Source organism: Rothia mucilaginosa (assembly GCF_964210535.1).
Classification (GTDB): Bacteria; Actinomycetota; Actinomycetes; order Actinomycetales; family Micrococcaceae; genus Rothia; species Rothia mucilaginosa_F.
This window is the reverse complement of sequence record NZ_CAXOMR010000008.1, coordinates 38,487-59,449: the sequence shown is the minus strand read 5'-3', so window position 1 is coordinate 59,449 and position 20,963 is coordinate 38,487. Positions and strand designations below refer to the sequence as shown.

Sequence of the window (20,963 nt, the reverse complement as noted above, 5' to 3'; positions counted from 1 at the left end):
TGAGCGCGCGAAAAAACTGTTAGATCCGGGCTTATGCTCGGTGGGTCATTTCTTTGATGCCTCCTAGATTCCGAATACCGCCCCGGGTGTACCTTGGGTGGCTTCGGTCAAACATTGCATTCAGCTCATTAGGTTATACCCCCTCGATGGGGTAGCGCAGATAGAGAGCTGAGGACTCCAGCATAGGAACTATATGGGCGGCGGGTCAAGCACCCTCCCATGTAGGAGAAGATTCAGCATGTTGATTCCCTGAATGGTTCCTTCCCGAGGGTTTTTGCCGAAAGGTTGAGTGTGCGGTCAATGCGGATGCGGCGGCAGAAGTCCTCATCGTGGCTCACCAGGATGATTGCCCCCGTGTACAGGTTCAGCACCTGCACCAGCCAATCCACCGAAGAAATATCGAGGTTATTCGTCGGCTCATCCAACAGAAGAAGCTGCGGCACCGGGACGGTGAGCAGAACCGTCGCCAGTGCGGCACGAAAGCGCTCACCTCCGGATAAATCCCCAATGCGCTGATGCACGCTTTCGCGACGGAAGAGCAGGCGCGCCAGCTGGTCACGCAGATGCTGTTCGCTCGCACCGGGATTCGCCCTCTGTACGGTTTCAAGGATGGTGAGCTGCGGGTCGAGGATGATACGCTGCGGCAGGTATGCGGTGTTGTCCAGACGGTAGAGCACTTGGTACGCAGGTGGCACTGGGGAACGGTAGTCAGGGTCATTTGCGTGCGCTATCGCATTGAGAAGCACAGTCTTGCCACTGCCGTTTGCTCCCGTGATGTGCAGGTGTTCGGGTCCGGTCAGGATAAGAACCTCGGGAAAATCTTGGACTTGAAGCAGATAATCAACTTTATAAGGTTGTGTTTCACGTGAAACGGTGTTTTGGGTGTATGCCTTCTTAAGGTCGGCGCTCTGCGGTGTAGATGCGCAAGAGTCGTTCTCCACCCGATGTAATTCCAGTACTTTCCGTCCCAGCGGGAGCGCATCCTGAGCAAGTTCCAGATAGATACGCTCCTGCACGCGCAGGTTCTCTTGGGCTTCTCCAACTGCCGCACGCGCATCCGCCACCATGCTTTCGTGGGCTGTATGAAGTTTCCCGGCAGAGCGCTCTGAACTGTTCTTATCCAGGCCCATAGCCATGCCAGGTTTCCGCTTTGACCGTTCAAATTCGCGACCTCGGCGGGTGTTGCGATCGAGCTTAATCTGGTTCTCGGCGCGTTCACGCTCAGCCTTACGTGCCTCACTCTTCGCCTCGGTGACGCGACGCTGAGCTGCCTGCTGTTCGGTCTCCAGTGCCTGCCGGTAGGTGCTGTAGTTACCTTCGAAGATGCGTAGATGAGCCAGTCCCTGACGGTCAGCGTGAAGCTCGGCAATCACGTTTACGCGCTCCAGTAGATCGCGGTCGTGGCTAATAATGAGCGCCGGGCAGGTGAGGGTTTCAAGAGCTGTATAAAGCCGATTCTTCGCCAAAGAATCCAAATTATTCGTGGGTTCATCCAGCAGAATGAACTCTGGGTCTGAATACAGAAGCGCGGCGAGTGCGGCTGTGACCGTCTGACCACCTGAAAAGGTGCTAAGGGGACGCATCAGAAGGTTGCGACGGGCCTGTGTATCGGTCGTAGTGAGGGCAGGACCAAAACCATGTTCGGCAAGGGCTGCGAGGGTGCGTTCTTCAATATCCCAGGCGTCGCCTATGGTGTCGTAAAGGCTGGGGGAATAGTCGCCCGATTCCAGCGCATCAAGCGCCTGCAGTATTTTTGTAATTCCAAAAATATCGGCAAGATGCTGATGCCCACTCAACCCTAAATCTTGCGGTAGGTACGCTATGCGCTGTGGGGTGCTGATTATGCCTTGACTAGGGTTTATGTCGCCAAGAATAAGTCTGAAGAGGGTAGTTTTTCCGGCGCCGTTATCGCCGATAAGTCCGGTGAGTGGCGCAGAAAATACCGCGGAAAGGTCGGTGAAAAGTGGGGGCTCACCCGGATGCGCATACGAAATATGGTCGAGTGTAATGTGGTGTGGCATGGGCCGAGTTCCTTCGAATGGGTGCTCGGATTCCCGCCAGCGCACGTGAAGGCGTGAAGGCATGAAAAACCCGAGCGCGGTCTGTAGGTACACGTAAGCCCGAGTAGTGGGGTGGACGCATAAAAGCGCATTGACCTGGTGTTGTTGGATCCGGGCTTATGCTCGGTGGGTCATTTCTTTGATGCCTCCTAGATTCCGAATACCGCCCCGGTCGTGCCTTAGGTGGCTTCGGTCAAACATTGCGTTCAGCCCCGCCGGCTACCTCTGCAACGAGGTAGCAGTAAAAGGGAGCTGAGGACTCCAGCATAGGAAGCGCGCGGGTGTTGCGTCAAACACCCTCCCGCAAAACCTTCTGACAAGTGCCGATACCCCCTAGAGAACGCAAAAGGAGGGACGACACCAAGCGGTGCCGCCCCTCCTTTTAGGCATTAAATCTTAGGCGTTAAATCTGCGCGCGTACAACGCGCGAAACGCTATTACGCCTCGTGGCGCTCACGGTACATGCCCAGCGGGCCCGCATCCGCGTACGCCTGAGCGTCGTTGTAACGGTACAGGCGCGGCGGGCGGTGACGGGTGCCCTCCACGCGGCGGCCGGTGTCAATAATCGACTTCGATGCCGCAATCTGGCGGCGGAAGTTCGCCGGATCCAGGGTGCGACCCAGAATCGCCTCGTACACCTCACGCAGCTGCGCCAGGGTGAACTCCTCGCCCAAGAAAGAGTGCGCAATACGCGAGTACTCGACCTTGTTCTGTAGGCGGTAGAGCGCGTACTCAATGATTTCGTTGTGGTCGAAGGCGAGCTCGGGCAGCTCATCCACCGGGAACCAGCGGATGTTCTCGTGCACGCGAGTGTTCGCGACCTCGGTGGCGGGAATCGACGCCCAGTACACCACGGAAACCACGCGCTCGTGATCAGTGCCGGGTGCCGGGTCGGGCTCGCCCACAACGCGGGCGGCGCGCGCCTCGGGGGTGCGCAGAACGTCACCGAATGCGTAGAGCTGCTCCAGGTAGCCGGGCTGCAGGTTAGTTGCGCGCTTCAGGGTCGAAGCGGCTGCCTCTTCGAGGGAAAGATTCGGGTTGAGCGGACCGCCAGGAAGCGCCCACTGGCCCTTATAAGGCTCGCGGAGGCGGCGAACCAGCGGCAGCCACAGGGTAGGGTGGGTTTCGTTTTCCTTGGGGCGCAGTGCCAGAATAACGGTCGAGACGGCGAGGGATACAGAGGTGTGGTCCACGTCGTTGTGCTCTTCGACGGCGACTGCGCCGGGAAGAGGCTGGGATGCGATGCTCATTCAGACCTCCTGTGCGAATGGGTATCGATAGGTGTGCATACTCTACCCATTTTAAGGGGTTAATAGGGTAAAAATGCACGCAAGGCACCCACTGAGTCGAAAACCGGTACCATCCGCGTCGTGTCAAGGGGAAAAGTTCAGGTACCGGACACACCAAAGCGCCCCTCCTATCTGTCCAATAGAACAGGCAGAAGAGGCGCCCAGAGTCTAACTATGCAATTCTAGGGTGCATGTCGGGGGTGCAGACTAGTCGATCTGCAGCTCGCCCATTGCTTCCCAGTCGTCGCCGTCGATCAGGCGAGAAATAATCTTCGGGGTTGCAGTCAGCAGCGGACGCATGTCCTTCATCGCCTGCTGGAAGTGGTCAGAGTTCACGTGCGGGCCAGCTGCGTCGTCGTTGAAAGCCTCGAGTAGAACGAACTCGTTCGGATCCTCAACGCTGCGGGACCACTCGAAGAACTTATTGCCTTCCTCGGCGCGGGTTGCCTCGGTGAAAGCGCGGGTCTTCTCAATCCACTGGTCAGCGTATTCGGGCTTGACGGGGAACTTTACAGCAATGAAAATCATCGGAACTCCTTGGTTGAAGAGTAGATACGTACGCTTCCAGTTTAAGCCCCGGGTGCTCGCCGGCGCTGAAGAATAGGGTTTGAGGCAGCGGTTTTAGCTTGTGGCTTTAAGCGCTGTATCGGGTGGCTTTTGTGGTTTAACGAGCCGCCGCCTTGAGAACCTGCAGGGCGCGTTCGAGTGCCGCACGGTCTGCCGCGATGGCTGCAGCCCTCTGCGGGCTGGCGGAGTCGCCTCCGAATGCCGCGTTGTAGTACATGCCGTCACCCAGAAGCAGCACGGTGCGGGCAATCTGTTCATCACCCAGCTCGGCGAGGACGAGCGCATGCCAGCCATCCTGTACGCGACTCATGGTCTGCTGGGCGAGCTCATTATTGTTCTGCGCCAGGCGGCTGAGGGCAATGAGGGCACGGTCGAACGGGGTGTTATCCGGCGTGGAGGAATTGATGTAGTAGGCGCTTGCCCCCTCGGGTGCCTGCTCCATTGCCGCGAAGTCCTCTTCAGCCAGGGTGAGGGTACGTTCTGCGAGCGCTTCAAGGAGCGCCTTCTTGGATGAGAAGTGGTAGAGTAGCCCGCCCTTGGAAACCTTGGCGGCGGTGGCGACGGCGTCGAGGGTTGCGGCGCGTTCTCCCGAGCGAATCAGCAGGTCGACGTAGGTGTCGAGGATGTGTTCGCGGGAGTTGTTGGCGCGTTGTTTTCGGTGGTTGGGGGTGGTCATGTGTACCAGTTTAACCGCTTGAAACTATACCGTCCAGTTGGTATAGTTAATCTTCGTTTGTGGACCCACCCGGACCCCTAAAAACTCCGGGTAAGCCCCGAAAACCTCACTAAAAGACCTACTAAAAGACCTAGCCCAAAAGACAGGCCGAGCTGATGCCGCCGCGTCCGCCGCATCGGCCGAAACCCCATAGACGCACGAAAACAACCCATGACGAATCACAACCCGCACACCACGGCTCTGCCCATTCACGCCCCCGACCAGAAGACCAAGCGCTGGGCGGCACTCGGCGTGCTCATGCTCCCGGTGCTCCTGGTCTCCATCGACAACACCGTGCTCGCCTTCGCTGTGCCCGCAATCGCTAAGGCGCTGAGCCCCTCCTCCGCGGAACAGTTGTGGATCGTTGATGCCTACCCCCTGGTGCTCTCCGCCCTGCTCGTGCCCATGGGTGCTATCGGTGACCGCATCGGCCGCCGCAAGCTACTGCTCATCGGTTCGACCGGCTTCGCGGCGATTTCTGCGCTCGCGGCGTTCGCGCCCTCCGCGCTGATGCTCGTGGTTGCCCGTGCCCTGCTCGGTATTTTTGGTGCGATGCTCATGCCGGCAACCCTGTCGATTATTCGCAATATCTTTGTGGACGCGACCGAGCGCCGCATCGCTATTGCCGTATGGGCTTCGGGCTTCTCCGCCGGTGCGGCGCTGGGCCCGATTGTGGGTGGCTTCCTGCTGGAGCACTTCGACTGGGGTTCGGTGTTCCTGCTGGCTGTGCCGATTCTGATTCCTCTGCTGATTCTTGCCCCGATCATGGTGCCCGAGTCGAAGGACCCGAACCCCAGCCCGGTGGACCCGCTGAGCATCCTGCTGATCATGGTCGGCATGACCGGTATTACCTTCGGTCTGACCCACACCTCCGAAGCCGGTTTCGACGCGGTGGCTATTAGCACCATCCTTGCCGGTCTGTGCTTTATCGTCCTGTTCGTACTGCGTCAGCTCAACCGCGAGAAGAACGATATTCAGCCCATGCTGGATGTGCGCCTCTTCCGCAACACCGTGTTCACCGGTGCGATTACCGCAAACCTCATCTCCATGATGGTGGACGTTGGCTTCATCTACTTCGCCTCCCAGCACCTGCAGCTGGTCTCCGGCCTGCCGCCCATGTACGCCGGTATGCTGCTGATTCCCGGCACCCTGGCGACCATTATCGCCGGTCTGGTGATTGCGCGCGTGGCGGTGCACTTCCACCCGGCGCAGGTGGTGTCCTTCGGCCTGGCGCTCAATGCTGTCGCGTTTGCGGTGCTCGCCTTCCTGGGTGCGCACAGCGACGTGGTCATTATCCTAATCTTCATTGTGCTCGGTACCGGCATCGGTATTGCGCAGACCATCTCGAACGACCTGATGCTCTCCAGCGTGCCGCCGCGTAAGGCGGGTGCGGCATCCGCGATTTCTGAGACCTCCTACGAGACGGGTGCGGTGCTCGGTACCGTCATCATCGGTGGTATGCTCACCGCCGTCTACCGCGCGAACGTGGTCGTACCCTCCGGACTGGATGAGTCTCTCGCTGACCACGCCCACGAAACTCTCGGCGGTGCCGTGACGGTCGCAAGCCATGTGGGCGGTGAGCAGGCAAACCAGCTGCTCTCCTCCGCATTCGCCGCCTTCGACTCCGGCGTGGTGCTGAGCTCCGCGTTCAGCGCCGTGCTCATGGGTGTTATGGCTGTTATCAGCTACCTCATGATCCGCAAGGCGCCGCGCGAAATGAAGCCCGCTGAACACTAAACCAGCGCACTAATACGCATACGTAAGCCTCGCCTCCTGACGCTCTACGCGTGAGGAGGTGGGGCTATTTTTACGCACCCACCTGCGCATTTAAAGGTTCAGCACAGGTGCCGGTGGTACGGTAAAACAGCGGGCATCAGCCCCGACCGCAGAGGAACCAGCGGCTCCACACAATCAAGGAAGAACGCCACCATGGGACTCAAAGACTGGATAGCACCCTTTATTACGCTACTCATTGGTGCTAGCACCATCTTCATCTCCTACAAGAACTACCAGGCGCAGGCGGCGGCAAAACCCTCCGAACTGGCGCGACTGGAACTGTGGAGCAAGCTCCTCACCGAAGCCGGCTTGGACCTCAACGCCCTACCCGACCCCGAAAAGCTCACCTCCGACCAGCGCGTCGTCCTCGAAAACTACCGGGTCTTCCTCAAACGTGCGTCCCTCGAATCGAAGCTGCGTAAAGTTGGCATCGACAGCAACCGTATCTTCAGCCTGCTCATGAAGCGTGCGCACTCTTCCGTGAAGCCTACGCCCATCCCCATTGGCGACTCGATTAGCTACTACCGCCTGATTCTGCGTGCCCTGCTGTACATTTGGGTTCCGCTGGCCGTGATTTTCATCGGCGTGCCCATCATCGTGGTCACCATCGCCTACCTGATTGGCCTCTTCACGAACCACCGCGGCAATCTGTCTGACTTTGCGCTCTCCCCGCTCGCTGTGGTGCTCCTGATTGTTGGCGCGATTGCGGTGGGTTCCCTCGTGTACCTGCAGAACCGCATTATCTCTGCCATTATCGCGAACAACGTGTACTTTTACTTCTGGGATATTTACGGCTCCAAGAAGGGCGCCCGCGATTCCAAGGAAGCCTACAGCGAGCGCCTGGCGGCTAAAACCTACGCCGACCAGCTGTTCCTCGGCCAGCAGGAGTTCGCGCAACAGTTCCGCGAGAACATGTACATGGCGGGTATTCAGGAGATTGATGAGTACCCGCGCGTGCTCAGCGACAGCGTGATGCTGCCGCGCAACTACCGGGTTGTGGAAACCACCGAGGGCGAGGACCGCATCGACCGCTTCGTGAACTGGGTGCGTTCCAAGATCGGTTTTGAGCGCCTCGAGCCGCGCATCATCTACACGCTCGAACATAAGGACGCGCACAAGGATGCGAAGAAGGAATCCGCGCACGGTGAGCCGGTAGCTACTGAGCAGGGTGTTTCTGGGCAGCCTGTAGAGGCGCCGGCTCAGGATAAGCCGGAGGATGCACAGAAGGCTCCGGAGGCGCCTGCCTCTGCGGAGTCCGCCTCGGAGGAGCCCATCGTCGCGGAGGTGTCCGTCGAGGCTCCTGCCGAGGTACCTGCCGAGAATCTGGCTGAAGTACCCGTTGAGGATGCGCCCACTGAGCCCGTCACCGGAAGCGCCACCGAACCTTCCACCGCAGTCGAGGTATCCGTCGCAGCTGGGGCAGACGACCCCACGGAGGCGTTCACCCGCATCCCGCACGATGCCGACGGTCATGAGAAAAGCAGCGCTGAGAAACCCGGTACTGAGAAGCCTAAAAACTAAATAGCCCGCCCGAGGGCGCCGAAAATCCGGGCATGAGAAAAGGGTCGCAGCCTACGAGTTCGCCATTGAACCGTAAGCGTACGACCCTTTTCCTATTCCCTTCAAGGGCGAGCAGAATCGGAGGTACCGCCCGACCAAGAAGAGTCATATGATGCGCCCCTCCACCGGTAGAGGTTGCCTGGCAGAAGAACCCGCCGAAGCGGGTCGGCAGAGCGCCCGGCAGAGGGTGCATCACGCTTGAGGAACCGCCCCCAAGCCCACCGGAAAGGGGGCTGAGGGAACAGAAAACCCTGAGCTGGCGCATCGTCTACATCATCAGAAAATAACTGCATCTCGGGGTAGGGGGGGGCGATTCGCGCTCCGGGTGGGACCTACCCTCTCCCACCCGGAGGCGAATCCTAGGGATGTTCGCAGTGTATTGAATACATCCCACCGAAATCCCTCACAAACGTTCGGGGTTTCAGTATCAGCGGTATATGAGCCTACCGCAGTCTATGCCGCAACCTCGGGGTCGCGGGAGATAACAACCTTCACCACGTTGTGCTCAGCAGCGTGGCTGAACAGGTCGTAGGCTTCCTCGAACTGGTCGAACGTGAAGCGGTGGGTTGCCATCGCCTTAGCGTTCAGACGACCCGAGCGGACCATGTTCAGCAGGTTACCGACGGTGTTGCAGTTGACCAGGCCCATGTTGATGATCACGTTAGAAATCCACATGGTGTTCAGGGGCAGCTCAACGGGCTTGCCGTGCACGCCGGCGTTAGCGATGTTGCCGTAGGGGCGAACAATCTTGGTGCAGGTCTCGAAGGTCTGCGGAACACCCACAGCCTCAATTGCCACGTCCACGCCCAGGCCGTCGGGGGAGAGAGCCTTAATCTTCTCGATGAAGTCCGGGTCGCCCGCGTTGACCTTATCGGTTGCACCCAGCTCCAGTGCCTTGTTCATGCGGTTGTCGTCGAAGTCGATGGTGATGACGCGGCCGGCACCGCAGAGGTTAGCGGTCATGATTGCGCCCAGACCCACGGGGCCTGCACCCACGACAGCGACGGTGTCGCCGGGCTTGGTGTTGCCGTTCAGAATACCGATCTCGAAGCCGGTGGGCAGTGCGTCGGTGAGGAAGAGGACGTCCTCATCGGTCAGACCCTCCGGAACCAGGTGGACCGAGGTCTCTGCGTAGGGAACACGCACGTACTCTGCCTGGGTGCCGTCAATCATGTAACCGAAAATCCAGCCGACACCACCAACGGTCTGGCAGTGCGAAGGCTGGTTCGCCTTACAGTAGGAGCACTTACCGCAGCTGGTCACGGCGGGGATGATGATGCGGTCGCCGACCTTCAGGTCAGTCACCGCGGAGCCAACCTCGGTAATGGTACCGACAGCCTCGTGGCCCAGGATGCGTCCGTGGTCCACCTCGGGGCAGTCACCCTTCAGGATGTGCAGGTCAGTACCGCAAATGGTGGTGGTGTCGACACGGGCGATAACGTCCGTGGGCTCAAGAATGGTGGGGTTCGGGACTTCCTCCCAGGCGCCCTTCTGGTCGGGGCCGTGGTATACATATGCCTTCATGATGACTCCTTCTTTGAAGCTCTAATGAGGGTGCAGTGACTGCTTTATCACTACATGTATCAACCCATAAGAAATATTTGATAGGTTGTATTTTCATTAAACCCGACGTGTTGAATTATGCGCTTTTATTACGCGGAGTGTATCTTTTGGTTCTTTAAACATGAACATGATTCACTTTGGGTATTTAAGACCTGTAAAAAACGCACGAGGCGCACCCCCCCAAACAGGGATGCGCCTCGTGCGTTTAATCGTGCGTTTAATCGAGGAAAGTTGGATTGAGTCGAGGTTGAGCTGAGTTTAATTCTTCAGCTGGGCACGCGCTCGCGAACGAACCGCCGTCACCGCCCACACCAGCACAAAAGCCGCCACCATCGACAGCACAATCGTGCCACCAGTCGGCAGGTTAAACGCCCACGACAGGTACAGGCCAACAATCGAGCAGATACCGCCAAACACCGGCGAGAACACCATCATCGACCCCAGTCGGCGGCACGCCAGACGCGCTGCCGACGCCGGAATCACCAGAAGCGCCAACACCAGCACATTACCGAGCGTCTGCAGACCCAGCACCACAGAAATGGTCACCAGAACGTACAGCACAATATCCAGGGCGAGCACCGGCAGGCCCATCGCGCGGGCACTCTCGCGGTCCAGGCTGACCGTCACAATCTGGCGGTGGAACAGCCACAGCACCAGCAGGATAACGGCACCCATAATCGCGGCGTTGGTAATGTCCTCATTCGAAACACCCACAATCGAGCCGAACAAGAAATCCTGCACCGAACCCGAATAGCCCGGCGCCAACGAAATAATCACAATACCCAACGCAAAGGACGCCGCGAAGAAAATACCAATGACCGAATCCTCGCGCAGCCGCTGATTCTGACTAAAAATAGCCACCAGAATAGCCGTCACCACGCCCGCGGTCAGGCCGCCCACCATCAGGTTGCCGCCCAACACGAACGCCACCGCAAGACCCGGGAATACCGAGTGCGCCACTGCATCGCCAATGAAGACCATGCCGCGCATCAGCACGTGACAACCCACCACGCCGGTGACCACCGACGCGAGCAGTACCGCCGCCAGGGCGCGCGGAAGGAACGCCAGCGACGGGTTGAACAGGTCGGCAATAAAATCGAGAGGAGTAATCAACGGGCACCCCCGGTAGAAGCAGAATCAGCGTGGGCGGGGGAGGCGGAATCAACCGAAGCGCAGGAATCCGGCAGCTCGTGGCCGTACTCATCCAACGCACCACCGGCACAGGTGAAGCCCGTGCGGGCGTGGCCCTGCGCCTCCTCAATGTCGTGACCGTGCAACCACGTGTGCAGCTGCTCCAGGCTAAAGGATGCCGCCGGTCCGTCCAGGTGAATATTGCCGCGCACACCGCACAGACGCGAGCAGGACTCGCGCGCCGCCAGCATGTCGTGCGTAGACATCAGAATGGTGATGCCCTCGTCCGCCAACTCACGGTACAGGCGAGTCAGCGTAGTCTGGGTGGGTGCATCCACGCCCGTGAACGGCTCATCCAGCAGCAACAGGGAGGGGTTCGCCGCCAGGGCGCGTGCCAGTAGCACTCGCTGACGCTGACCACCGGAAAGCTCCGCGATGGAGGCGTCCTGCAGGTGCAGAACATCGGTGCGTTCCATCGCCGAAAAGACCTGCACCCAGTCCTTCTTCGCCGGGCGGCGGAAGAACCCAATCTCACGCACGCGACCGGTCATCACCGTGTCCTTGACGGTCAGCGGAAAATCCCACTGAAACTGGTGCTTCTGCGGCACATAACCAATATGCGCACGAGCCACACGCGGCGACTCGCCCAACACCCGAACCTGCCCGGAGGCGGGGCGAATCAGACCCAAAATGGTGCGCAGCAGCGTGGTCTTACCGGCACCATTAGCACCAATCAGACCCGCAAACTCGCCGCGCTCCAGGGTCAGGGACAGATCCTTGAGGATGGAGCGGCGCGCGTAGCCCGCGTACAGGTTTGAAATCTCTAGAACGGGTTCAGTACCCGCTGTTACCGACGCGCTCACGAACGGTCACCGCGCACTTCATCCAGTGCCTCACGCTGCGCGGAGGAACGGCGGCGGCGGGAGATGATGAACGCGCCCACGCCCACCAAGACTACGATGCCAGCAACGATGGGACTCCAGGAAATCGTGAACTCAGCACGGAAACCCTTCTGGTCGCTCGCCGCGGCGGCAGACGAAGAACCCGAAGCCTGAGTGCCGGCAGCCTGGGAAGCAGAGCTAGAGGAAGTATCGGAGGAGGCAGAAGAAGCCGAGCCCGAGGAACCGCGCGCCTGCGCCTCCATCGCGTACAGGGCATCAGCGCTCGCGGAGTCACCCACCGCAAACTTCAGGTAGCGGGTATCGGTCACGGTCGAACCGTCAGACAGCTCAGCGCTCGCGGTGACCTTCAGCAGGTACTCGCCCGGGGCGGTGAACACCCAGTTCGCGTGGGTGTGAGTGTTCTTCTCAACCCACAGCTTCTGCGGCTCACTCTTGGTCGAGGACCACAGCACCTGCGGCGCCGAGAAGTTGCCGTTCTCCAGATACAGGCTGAACGTGCCGGGGCCGCTCACCTGCTCCAGGGTCAGGTTCACGCCGCGGTTCAGCTTGGACACCAGCTGCGGATCCTGAGTGTTCCAACCCGGCCAGATCACGCCCTTAGTTTCGGTCTGCGGAATGACGTACACCTTAGAGCCGGCGGGCGCACCCACGAAGGAGTAGCGCGGGTCGTTCGGCACCTCAAGGATCGCCTTATCGCTACCGCGGTAGATGACCTCGTCCAGGCTGCGCCAGACGGGGGTTTCGCCGTGGTCGTCGTGGAGCATGAGCTCAAACTTGCCGTTATTGAAACGCGGACCCATATCCACGTGGCCGGCGGAAATTTCGGTGCGGCCGGATGCGACCGGCTGCTCCGCCGACAGGGTCTGGGTGAGGGCGCGCTCGCCGCGGCTGAGGTTGCTGTCGCTCGGCTGGGCGGAAGCGCTCTCGGCGGTTGCCGGGGTGGTCTCCGCGTGTGCTACACCCAGGAGTGCGAGCATGAGGCTGGCGCCCAGAGCCAGGGCGGGCAGGGCGCGGCTACGTGAGGAACGGGAGGGGGTGGTTGAGTTCATCATGAGGACTTCCTAGAATCATGACCGAAACGGTGTGTGAAAGATTATCTATATGCTAATACGGCTATATGAGCTTGTGGGTAGCTCAGAACCGGGTTATGAGGTGCTTGCCTCCGAGCAGCTAGCACCCGAAGAATCGCCGCCAGAACTAGCCCCGGAGCACAGCGCAATCGTGTGAGCATTCGCCAGCATCATCTGCGCGTAGTGAGGAGCCTGCGCATCCAGAGTGTCCGAATAGAGCACCCCGGTACGCACTTGAGCCTCCCGAGCCAGCTCCGTGAGAACCGGTGAACGCATCGCCGTGGACTTGTCCAGATAAATCGCTGGAACCTTCAAATCCTCGACCGTGCGACGCAGGCGCTGACGCTGCTGAATGCTCGGCTCACCGCTGGCGCTGGCACTCACAAAACCGGCAATGTGCAACCCGTAGGTGCTCGCCAGGTAGCGGTAGCCGTCGTGCGTGGTGACCAGGTTGCGTGCCGACTCCGGCAGGCCTCCGTACACCTGACGCAGCTGAGCGTCCAGGGCGTCAAGCTCCTTCATGACCTGCTCGGTGCGGGTCGCATACTCGCTCGCACCTTCCGGGTCGGCGGAGGTGAGCGCGTCACGGATGACCTGCACGCTCGCCTTTGCGTTCGGCACCGAATGCCAAATATGCGGGTCAATTTCGCCGTGCACGTGCTTGCCCAGAACGGCCTGCGCCAGCAGGTACACCTGACCGCGATGCTCCGAAGCACCCGACCGCAGGAAACGGTAGCTACCGCCGGCGGGCACCTCCTGCAGGGTGCGGGAGGGAACCGCGACCACGGTGCGGTTCAGTTCGTACTCTACGGCGCCCTGGGAGGAATCCGCGCGAAGCACGAGCCTGCCGTCGCCGGTGCGTGCCGTAATATCGGCGTGACCTGCGGAAAGAACCTTGATGTCCGAGGCAGAAACGTTCTGTTCTTTCGCCAGACGGTCCACCAGCTGTTGCGGGTCACGACCAACCGCGCAGTACAGGGTGCCGCGCGAAGAACGCACCGACTCCGGCGCATTGACCGCGGTGGCGCTCAGCTCAATGGCGTACTCGCCGGCATCACTAAACGCCCACGACAGGTGCGTATGCGCCTGCAACGGAAGCTCCAGCGAACCCATATCGCCGGTACGGATCGCGGTGTCCCCCTCACGGGTGAGGTTCACGCCGCGCGCATGCGAATCGCACAGCATCTCCACCGCACCGAAGGTCTGCGTAATGAACGCCGCCAACTGCGCATTCGACGAATCGGTAGAGGTGCGCGCCCGCACGCTGTGCACCTCAAAGCGCATGCCTGCATCCGAAGAGTTGGCGGGGGCAGATTCGTTCTGCCCGCCCTCTTCAACACGCAAACCCAGCCAGATGGAGTCTAGGGAGGCATCCTCAACAATGGCTTCCAGCTTGCCGCCGTACTGCTCAATCTTCTCCGCAACCGCCACGGACACAACGCCTGCGGGCAGGTTCGCCTCAACCATTTTGCTGAGCTTACGCTGCTCCAGCAGCAGACCGTTCGTCAGGGCGCAGCGTGCGTAGGCGACATCGCGGATATCGCGCAGGCTCGGCTCATACGAGTGCGGGTCAGCACCGGCGGGCACCAGGGAGTGCACGCTGGCGCGCTCTCCTGCAATCTGCTGCGCCAAGTCCGCCAGAATCGGGGTCGTGGCGACCACGCGCATCCGGTCGGAGGAAGCGTTCACGGTGCTGGCGCATCCGCTCAGTGCGAAGGCACCAGCCCCCACCCCCGCACCCACCGCAATGCGGGAGGCGAGGGTGAGGGCGGTACGCCGACTATATGCTTGCGCGCCGGTATGTCCGCTATGCGGTGTCACCGCTGCGGCCCTTTCGGCGTGCCGAACGCAGAATCATGGCACCGAGTGCCAGCGCCAGAATGGAGGTGCTGACCATGAACGGGTCGATGACCACACCGGTGTTCGGCAGCTTACCCGCCGCGGCTGCCTTCTGGGCGTTGGCGAGTTCCTGGCTGGTCAGGGCGCAATCCTCACCGGAGGCGGTCTTACCGACGATGCGCACCTTGGATCCGTCGGGCTTGGTGACGATGCCGGTGGCTTCGTCTACGGTGCCGTTGACGGGGTTCTTTGCGGTGCTCTTCTCGCCGCCGTTGTTGGCGCCGTTAGCGCTGTTAGCGTTGCCGCCGTCCTGCTTGGCACCCGCCGCACCCTGCGCGTTGTTGCTTGCCGGGGCGTTATCGGGGTTGCCGACGGTGAAGTGCAGAACCGATTCGCTGCTGACCTGCTGGCCGTTCTTCAGACGCGCAGTCCAGCCGATGGTCACGGTGTAGCGGCCCTCGGCGGTGAACACCCAGTTGCTGTGCTGGTGGGTGTTTGCGGGCACCTGGAAGGAGCCGCCGCTACGCGAATCGAAGACCTGCTGACCGGCGGAACCGAAGTTACCGGAGAGGAAGGTGGACATAGTGCCGGGGCCCTCAAAACCGTTGAGGCTCATGGTGACGGGGCCGTCGAGCTGCTTGAGCAGTTCGGGGTCCTGGGTGCTCCAGCCGAGCCAGGGCACGCCCTGCTGCTGGGTTGCACCGATCATGTGCACGGGGGTGCCCGCCGGGGCGATGTTCTCCATGCCTGCGGGCAGGTTGATCTTCGCGGCGTCATTGAGCACGAACTCGAGGGCGCCGGGGGAGACGTGGCGGGCGGGGCTGGTGCGGTCGTCCTTCACGCTGCTGGTGAGGTTGCCGCCGTTGAGGATCGGGCCCACGTCGAAGTGGCCGTGGGTGACTTCTTCACGGCCGCTGTGCTCGGCGGTGTTGACCACGGCGAGGGTGGGGATGCTGGTCGGTGCCTGGGCTGCCTGGTTGCTCTGCTTGTTGTCCTTCTGAGCGTCCTTGGAGTCCTTGCTGTCCTTGGAGCCCTTGGCATCTTCGGCGGGAACCTCGGTGGCGATGCACTGCTGGTTCAGGCTGCCGGGCAGACCGGAGGACAGCACGCCGTTGCCGGTAATGCCGCCGCCGTTGCTGGGTGCGCTGATGTTCTGGGCGTTGGAGCCCTTTACGCTGCTGCGGGAGTTGCCGCCCTTGTTTTCACCCTTGTCGGAGCCGTTATTAGTGTTGTCGGTGCCGCTGATAGCGGTTACACCGGATCCACCCTGGGATGCCTGCTCACCATTTGCCGCTACCTTCGCGCCGTTCGGGTCGGTCACCTGCGCGGCATTCTGACCGTTCACGGATCCATCCACGCGGCGAATACCGGTGGATGCACTCGCTTCAGCAGATGCACTCGCCTCAGCACTTGCGGAGGTAGATGCGCTGGGGCTGCTGGTGGCGCTCTCGGTGGCGGTGGCGCTCGCCTCGGGGGTAGTGGTTGCCTCGCTCGTGGCTTCCTTGGTTGCTTCCTTTGCGGCGTTCTGCGCGTTCAGGAGCTTGAAGCCGTCCTCAGCGTTAGTGCCCACGGCGATGGTGTAGGTTGCCTCGGAGCTGACCGGGGTGCCGTCGGCAAGGGTTGCGGTGGCGCGGAAGGTCAGCTGGTAGATGCCCGCGCGGGTGAATGCCCAGCTGAGGTGCTCGTGGCCGCCAGCGGTGATGGTGTGCGGTGCGAGCTGGTCCTTGGTGCTGAAGACGCGGGGGTTGTCGCGGCCGGATTCGGTGAAGACCTCGGCGCGGCCGCCTTCGGGTACGCTGCTGCGCACGAGTTCAAGGTTGATGGTGTTGTCCTTGAGCGCGCCGGGGCGGATTCCTTCTGCACCGAGACCGGGGTAGAGCAGGCCGCGGGTGCGGGTGGAGGGAATGTAGAAGATGTCGGTGCCTTCGGGGGCAATGTAGTCGTAGCCTGCTACGACCTTGGTGTGTGCATCCTCGACGTCGGGCAGGTGGAAGACGGTGCGGGCGGGGTTGAATCGTCCCTGCTGGCCGGGGCCGGTGTCTGCGAGGGTGGCGAGGGTGAACTGGTTGCCGTCGAGGAATGCGTTGAGCATTTCGGTGTGTACGCCCGCGATGACGTAGTCGCCTTCGTAGTTGACGTAACCGCGCGACTCGGTGCCTGCCTGGGTGCCGGTCTGGTTTTCCTGCGCCTGGTTTTCCTGTGCCTGCGCGGCGGTGAAGGTGCCGACCTGGGGGAGGGCGAGGGGTGCCCCGAGTGCGAGGGTGCATCCGAGGGTGGTTGCGCTGAGTAGGCTCAGAGGTTTGGTGCGTCCTTGCATGGTGGCTCCTTGGATGACTGCTCGTTGGCTGGCGCGTTGCCCGATGTTTTCGGGGTTTGCCCGGTGCTGGGCCCGGCGGCCTGTTGCCGGTTTCTCCCCTGCGTCCGGGGTGCGCTCTGCCGTGTTTTTCTCTTTGTGGATGTACGTGGTGTGCGTTTTTGGGCGCGCCTCGGCGCACACGTGTTTCTGAGAATCACTATACTCACTTAGGTTCTAAATGACAATTATTTGCAAAAGAGCTACCCTAGGAAATAGAAAAATGAGAAAGGTTGTCATGAGCTCTCAGAAGCAGACCCAACGACGGGTCACCACACACACCCCCGCACTCTTCATCCCCGGCGGCAAGCCCGCCCTCCGCCGCGCAGCCGCATTCCTTTCCGCCGCAGCGCTGCTCGCGCTCGCCGGCGCTGCCCCCTCCCTGCCCGCCGCAGCAGGCCCCGACGACGGCAAAATCGTCACCACTAAGGGCCACGTTGACGCCCCCAAGGCATACTGGGACGAGCAGAACGGCACCTTCGTCCTCATGAACGAGGCGAACCCCTACAAGACCGGTGCAGACACCTACGAACTGGACAAGACCGTTAACTGGGTCGGCAAGGGCTACAGCACCAGGGATGGCAAGTCGCAGTACACCATGACCCTGGGCGACTCGCCCTCCCTGGCGTTCCTCGGCGAACCCGGCCAGACCCTCTACATGGCACCGCACCTGACCTACGGCAATCAGGACCCCATCTGGGCTGGCCTGGGCGCATCCACGAAGGTGCCCACCGAGCGTTTCCGTGACGGCGTGTTCGCTACCGACATTCTCTCCGTTGAGGGCCCCGGCCGCATGGAGCTCTTCCGCTACAACCCGGACGACGCCCCCGCCGACGTGTACCGCATGCTCTCCAGCAGCTCGAACGGTTGGCACTCCTGGCTGCTCGACAAGGGTAGCCACACGCACAACACCACGACCTTCACCCGCCCCGGCCGCTACGTGGTCACCTACCGCACCGTGGCGCGCTCCACCGACGGCCGCATCATCAGCTCCAAGCCGTCGAAGCTGGTCTGGCAGGTTGGCGGCATGCAGCCTACGCTCGGTGACGGCACTCCCACCGCCGTGCCCACGGTCGACCGCTACAACGCGGCACCCGTCGGTGACCTGGACGCCGCAAAGTACGTGCTGTCCGTGGCACCGCACCGCCTGGACGCCGACCCGGCTAAGAACAAGGACGCCGACGACAAGCTCAGCGACATCACCTTCACCGCCGCGAACAAGAACCTCAAGGGCACCCTGACCCTGTACAACAACGGCTACTTCCTGACTGACCTGCCGGTCGTGAACGGTACCGCCACCTGGTCTGAAATGCTCGGTAGCGAAGGCTCTCAGCTGCAGGCGGTCTTCACCCCCGACACCTCCGACGAGAATAGCGCGGAGGCGTCCCGCTGGATCTCGCACAAGCTCACCTACGAGCCCGGCAAGGCTGAGAGCGTGTACAGCGACGACGGTAACGGCTCCTGGCCCGAAGAAATCCCGGATCAGGCGAACACCGTACTCAGCACCCAGCAGTACACGCCGACCAGCATGGACTACGACGTGACCGTCACCCCGAACGGCAATGGCTTCAGCACCGTTGAGGTCCGCTTCAAGGACCCGAAGGTGCGCGGCTTCATGCGCGGCGGCTTCTATGCCCAGGATGACCCGGTCTACCCGTACCTCGACCTGGAAGGCTCCGTTGAGGATGGCGTGGCGCGCTTTACCTTCCGTGACGAGTCGTTCTACAAGGGCACGGCTCTGCGCGTGAAGATGCTGACCCACCCGGACATGAACGCTTCCGCCTCCACCACTGAGGTTGCGGCGAACTACGAGCCGGGCACCAAGTACACTGCGCACGGTGCGTTGGCTCCCGATAGCGCACCCATTAGCGATGCGCCGAAGCCTGCTCCGGTGGATCCGTCGCCGAGTGCTGAGCCTACCGTCGCGCCCTCTGCCGAGCCTTCTGCTGAGCCGAGCGAGGCTCCTTCCGAGGCTCCGACTGCTGAGCCCAGCACCGTTCCGTCGGTGTCCCCCACCGAGGTTCCGACCGTGCCTGCGGTGCCGACCGCCTCCGCAGAGCCGAGCGTGCCTGCTCCGGCACCCTCCACTCCGGCTCCGACGACTCCGGCGCCGTCTAGCCCCGCGCCCGCGAACCCGACCCCGAGCGCACCTGCTCCGACTAGCCCGGCACCGTCTGCGCAGCCGTCCACCCCCGGAACCCCCGGCCACCAGTGCGTGCCCGGCAAGATTGACGGCCGCACCAAGATTTCGCACGGCCACCTGGACATCCAGGCGACCTTGAAGGACCGCCAGCTGTCCGTGGGTCTGCGCGATGACAGCGGCATCATTGACGCTGATTCGACCGTGCGCCCGCTCGATTCGGTCGTGTGGACCGTCAGTGAGAACGCCCGCCGTGTACGCACCGAACGTATGGCTGATGAGAAGCTGAACTTCATGGGTCCGGTCGGTACCGCCTTCTACGGCCTGCCGCAGACCCAGCAGAGCGGCCTGCCCTGGCCCGGCTACAACACGCAGGACATTGACTACTCGCAGCTGCGCGGCCCCGTGCGCCTGCACGTGGTGCCGAAGGTCATGCCTGAGGGTGCGCGCTTCGGCATGTTCACTGAGTCGCTGAACGGTGCGGATGTGCTGCTGGATTCGACGACCGGCAAGACCACGATCGACATTGATTACGCGACGCACGCACACGCGAACTGGGTGTTCTCTGAGCCCGGCCAGTACATGTTTGATGTGCACTATTCTGCGACTCTGGCTGATGGTACTGAGGTGAACAGCCCGGTGCAGCAGCTTGCGGTTGCTGTGGGTAAGAAGGCGTCGGATGCGTGCTCGTTTGAGACTGCCGTGCCGAAGGACCCGAATGCGGCTAAGGACGACTTTAGTGGTGTGCGCCGTGTGGATTCGGCAACCCCGGGCGGTACCGCTGGTGCTAACCAGCCCGGCTCCGCACAGTCTGGTACCGCGCAGGCTGGTCAGTCCGGTCAGGCTGGTGCTTCTGGTGCTGCCGGTGACGTGAACGCGCAGGGCTCGGCTGATGGCTCGGCTGATGGTTCTGCTGGCGGCGTGTACCCGGGTGGTGTTTCCGGCGGCGGTTCCGGTGGCGGCTCCATGGGTCAGCCCGGTGTGTCTGCTTCGTCTGGTGGTGCCCAGCAGGGCGGCCTGGCGCGTACTGGTTTTGGTGCGGTGTCTGTGGCTGTGGGCGGTGCGCTGGTGTTGGGTGCGGGTACTGTGATGGTGCTGCGTTCCCGCCGCCGCGCCTCCTAACGTTCGCTGCGTGAGGATGCGCTGATACGGTGAAGCCCCCGCGGCTGAGAGGATGACTCTCGGCCGCGGGGGCTTTCCTGTGCTTGGTTCTCGGGGCTCGGGGCTAACGCCGTGCGGCGCTACATCTTGATGTCCGCTAGGCCGGTGATTTTGTTGCGCCTTCTGTACAGCTTCCTGAACAGGGGCTGCGTCCACTCGCGGCTATCCCACGTATCAACATACGCCAGATCCTGCGGGTCCCGCAGGTCAGGCCAGCGCTCAAACTCGAGCCGGAACCGTACGATTGCCAGCAGCCGGTGGTTCTTGCCAACGGGGTCTAGCTTGGCAATTTCCTTGCCTTTCTTGGTGTAGAAGGTGGCGCTGTCGGTCCCTACCCCAGCCCATTCCAATTCTTCCTCTGCCTCACCTTGGAAGTAGAAAACCTGGTCGATAGCCCTAATCGGGTAGGAGGTCACGGTGGCGAACGGTGAGAGCTTCTGCTCCACCGTGTCGGGCGTGATTTTCGTGTACACCAGGTGAACGTGCAGAAAGTGGTAGGGGAAAAAGAGCATCGGGATGAATGCCAGCAGGTTGAAGAGGATACCGAGCTCTACCTGCGTGTAGAGGTAGAGCGCGAAGAAACCTGCCGGGAATATGGGCGTGAGAAGGCATATGAGTGCTTCACGGCGGGGCGCGCGCGTAATGTAGATGCCTTCGTCGCGTAGCTGCATGTCCTGGCACAGGTGCCTATTATGCAGGACAACGACAAGGATGGCGCCGATAATTGATGCGAGGGTGCAGGTGCCCCAGAGCAGGAGGAAAAAGGTGTGCATGATGCGTGCTCCTCTTTCACGGTGTTGGTGGTGTTCGTGCCGGTTGCGGCTCTTTGGATGCAGG

14 protein-coding genes are annotated in these 20,963 nt (G+C 61.5%); 3 read left to right on the top strand and 11 right to left on the bottom strand.

Going from position 1 to position 20,963, the window contains the following annotated elements; genetic code table 11:
• Positions 1 to 233: 233 nt before the first annotated feature.
• The 4 genes from AB8C10_RS04260 to AB8C10_RS04245 all read right to left on the bottom strand — a co-directional run bounded on the left by AB8C10_RS04260 (position 234) and on the right by AB8C10_RS04245 (position 4,592).
• Positions 234 to 2,021: an ABC-F family ATP-binding cassette domain-containing protein gene (locus AB8C10_RS04260; RefSeq protein WP_368866950.1), complete on the bottom strand. Its 1,788-nt coding sequence runs from the start codon at positions 2,019 to 2,021 to the stop codon at positions 234 to 236.
• 476 nt (positions 2,022 to 2,497) lie between these two features.
• A complete protein-coding gene (locus AB8C10_RS04255; RefSeq protein WP_049341969.1) occupies positions 2,498 to 3,310 on the bottom strand; it encodes an NUDIX hydrolase in 813 nt (270 codons plus the stop codon).
• Positions 3,311 to 3,556: 246 nt separating this feature from the next.
• Positions 3,557 to 3,877, bottom strand: a complete 321-nt coding sequence (locus AB8C10_RS04250) for a putative quinol monooxygenase (RefSeq protein ID WP_049333773.1) — start codon at positions 3,875 to 3,877, stop codon at positions 3,557 to 3,559.
• A gap of 136 nt (positions 3,878 to 4,013) precedes the next feature.
• The gene (locus AB8C10_RS04245; RefSeq protein WP_298490003.1) at positions 4,014 to 4,592 is read right to left on the bottom strand and encodes a TetR/AcrR family transcriptional regulator; all 579 of its coding nucleotides are present in this window, start codon (positions 4,590 to 4,592) and stop codon (positions 4,014 to 4,016) included.
• A gap of 210 nt (positions 4,593 to 4,802) precedes the next feature.
• On the opposite strand from AB8C10_RS04245, the gene AB8C10_RS04240 reads away from it, so the two are divergent.
• A complete protein-coding gene (locus AB8C10_RS04240) occupies positions 4,803 to 6,368 on the top strand; it encodes an MFS transporter (protein ID WP_368866949.1) in 1,566 nt (521 codons plus the stop codon).
• 192 nt (positions 6,369 to 6,560) lie between these two features.
• Positions 6,561 to 7,928, top strand: coding sequence for a CoA-disulfide reductase (locus tag AB8C10_RS04235; protein WP_368866948.1), 1,368 nt, complete (start codon positions 6,561 to 6,563; stop codon positions 7,926 to 7,928).
• Between the two features lie 492 nt (positions 7,929 to 8,420).
• Here the strand turns inward: AB8C10_RS04235 and AB8C10_RS04230 are convergent, their stop codons facing one another.
• The 6 genes from AB8C10_RS04230 to AB8C10_RS04205 all read right to left on the bottom strand — a co-directional run bounded on the left by AB8C10_RS04230 (position 8,421) and on the right by AB8C10_RS04205 (position 16,789).
• Positions 8,421 to 9,491, bottom strand: a complete 1,071-nt coding sequence (locus AB8C10_RS04230) for an alcohol dehydrogenase catalytic domain-containing protein (RefSeq protein WP_368866947.1) — start codon at positions 9,489 to 9,491, stop codon at positions 8,421 to 8,423.
• Between the two features lie 297 nt (positions 9,492 to 9,788).
• Positions 9,789 to 10,643, bottom strand: coding sequence for an anchored repeat-type ABC transporter permease subunit (locus AB8C10_RS04225; RefSeq protein WP_368866946.1), 855 nt, complete (start codon positions 10,641 to 10,643; stop codon positions 9,789 to 9,791).
• On the bottom strand, positions 10,640 to 11,524 hold the full coding sequence (locus AB8C10_RS04220; protein WP_368866945.1) for a metal ABC transporter ATP-binding protein: 885 nt from the start codon (positions 11,522 to 11,524) through the stop codon (positions 10,640 to 10,642). The genes AB8C10_RS04225 and AB8C10_RS04220 overlap by 4 nt, the downstream gene beginning before the upstream one ends.
• On the bottom strand, positions 11,521 to 12,615 hold the full coding sequence (locus AB8C10_RS04215) for a TIGR03773 family transporter-associated surface protein (protein ID WP_368866944.1): 1,095 nt from the start codon (positions 12,613 to 12,615) through the stop codon (positions 11,521 to 11,523). Before AB8C10_RS04215 ends, AB8C10_RS04220 begins: the two co-directional genes overlap by 4 nt.
• Before the next feature lie 93 nt (positions 12,616 to 12,708).
• Complete coding sequence (locus AB8C10_RS04210) at positions 12,709 to 14,454, bottom strand: anchored repeat ABC transporter, substrate-binding protein (protein WP_368866943.1); 1,746 nt, start codon at positions 14,452 to 14,454, stop codon at positions 12,709 to 12,711.
• Positions 14,441 to 16,789 carry a TIGR03773 family transporter-associated surface protein gene (locus tag AB8C10_RS04205; RefSeq protein ID WP_368866942.1) on the bottom strand — a complete coding sequence of 783 codons (2,349 nt, stop codon included), beginning with the start codon at positions 16,787 to 16,789 and terminating at the stop codon, positions 14,441 to 14,443. Before AB8C10_RS04205 ends, AB8C10_RS04210 begins: the two co-directional genes overlap by 14 nt.
• Positions 16,790 to 17,063: 274 nt before the next feature.
• On the opposite strand from AB8C10_RS04205, the gene AB8C10_RS04200 reads away from it, so the two are divergent.
• Positions 17,064 to 20,087 (top strand): choice-of-anchor M domain-containing protein, encoded by a 3,024-nt coding sequence (locus AB8C10_RS04200; RefSeq protein WP_368866941.1) that lies wholly within the window; start codon positions 17,064 to 17,066, stop codon positions 20,085 to 20,087.
• 119 nt (positions 20,088 to 20,206) lie between these two features.
• On the opposite strand, the gene AB8C10_RS04195 is transcribed toward AB8C10_RS04200, so the two are convergent.
• On the bottom strand, positions 20,207 to 20,899 hold the full coding sequence (locus AB8C10_RS04195; protein ID WP_368866940.1) for a hypothetical protein: 693 nt from the start codon (positions 20,897 to 20,899) through the stop codon (positions 20,207 to 20,209).
• Positions 20,900 to 20,963 lie beyond the last annotated feature (64 nt).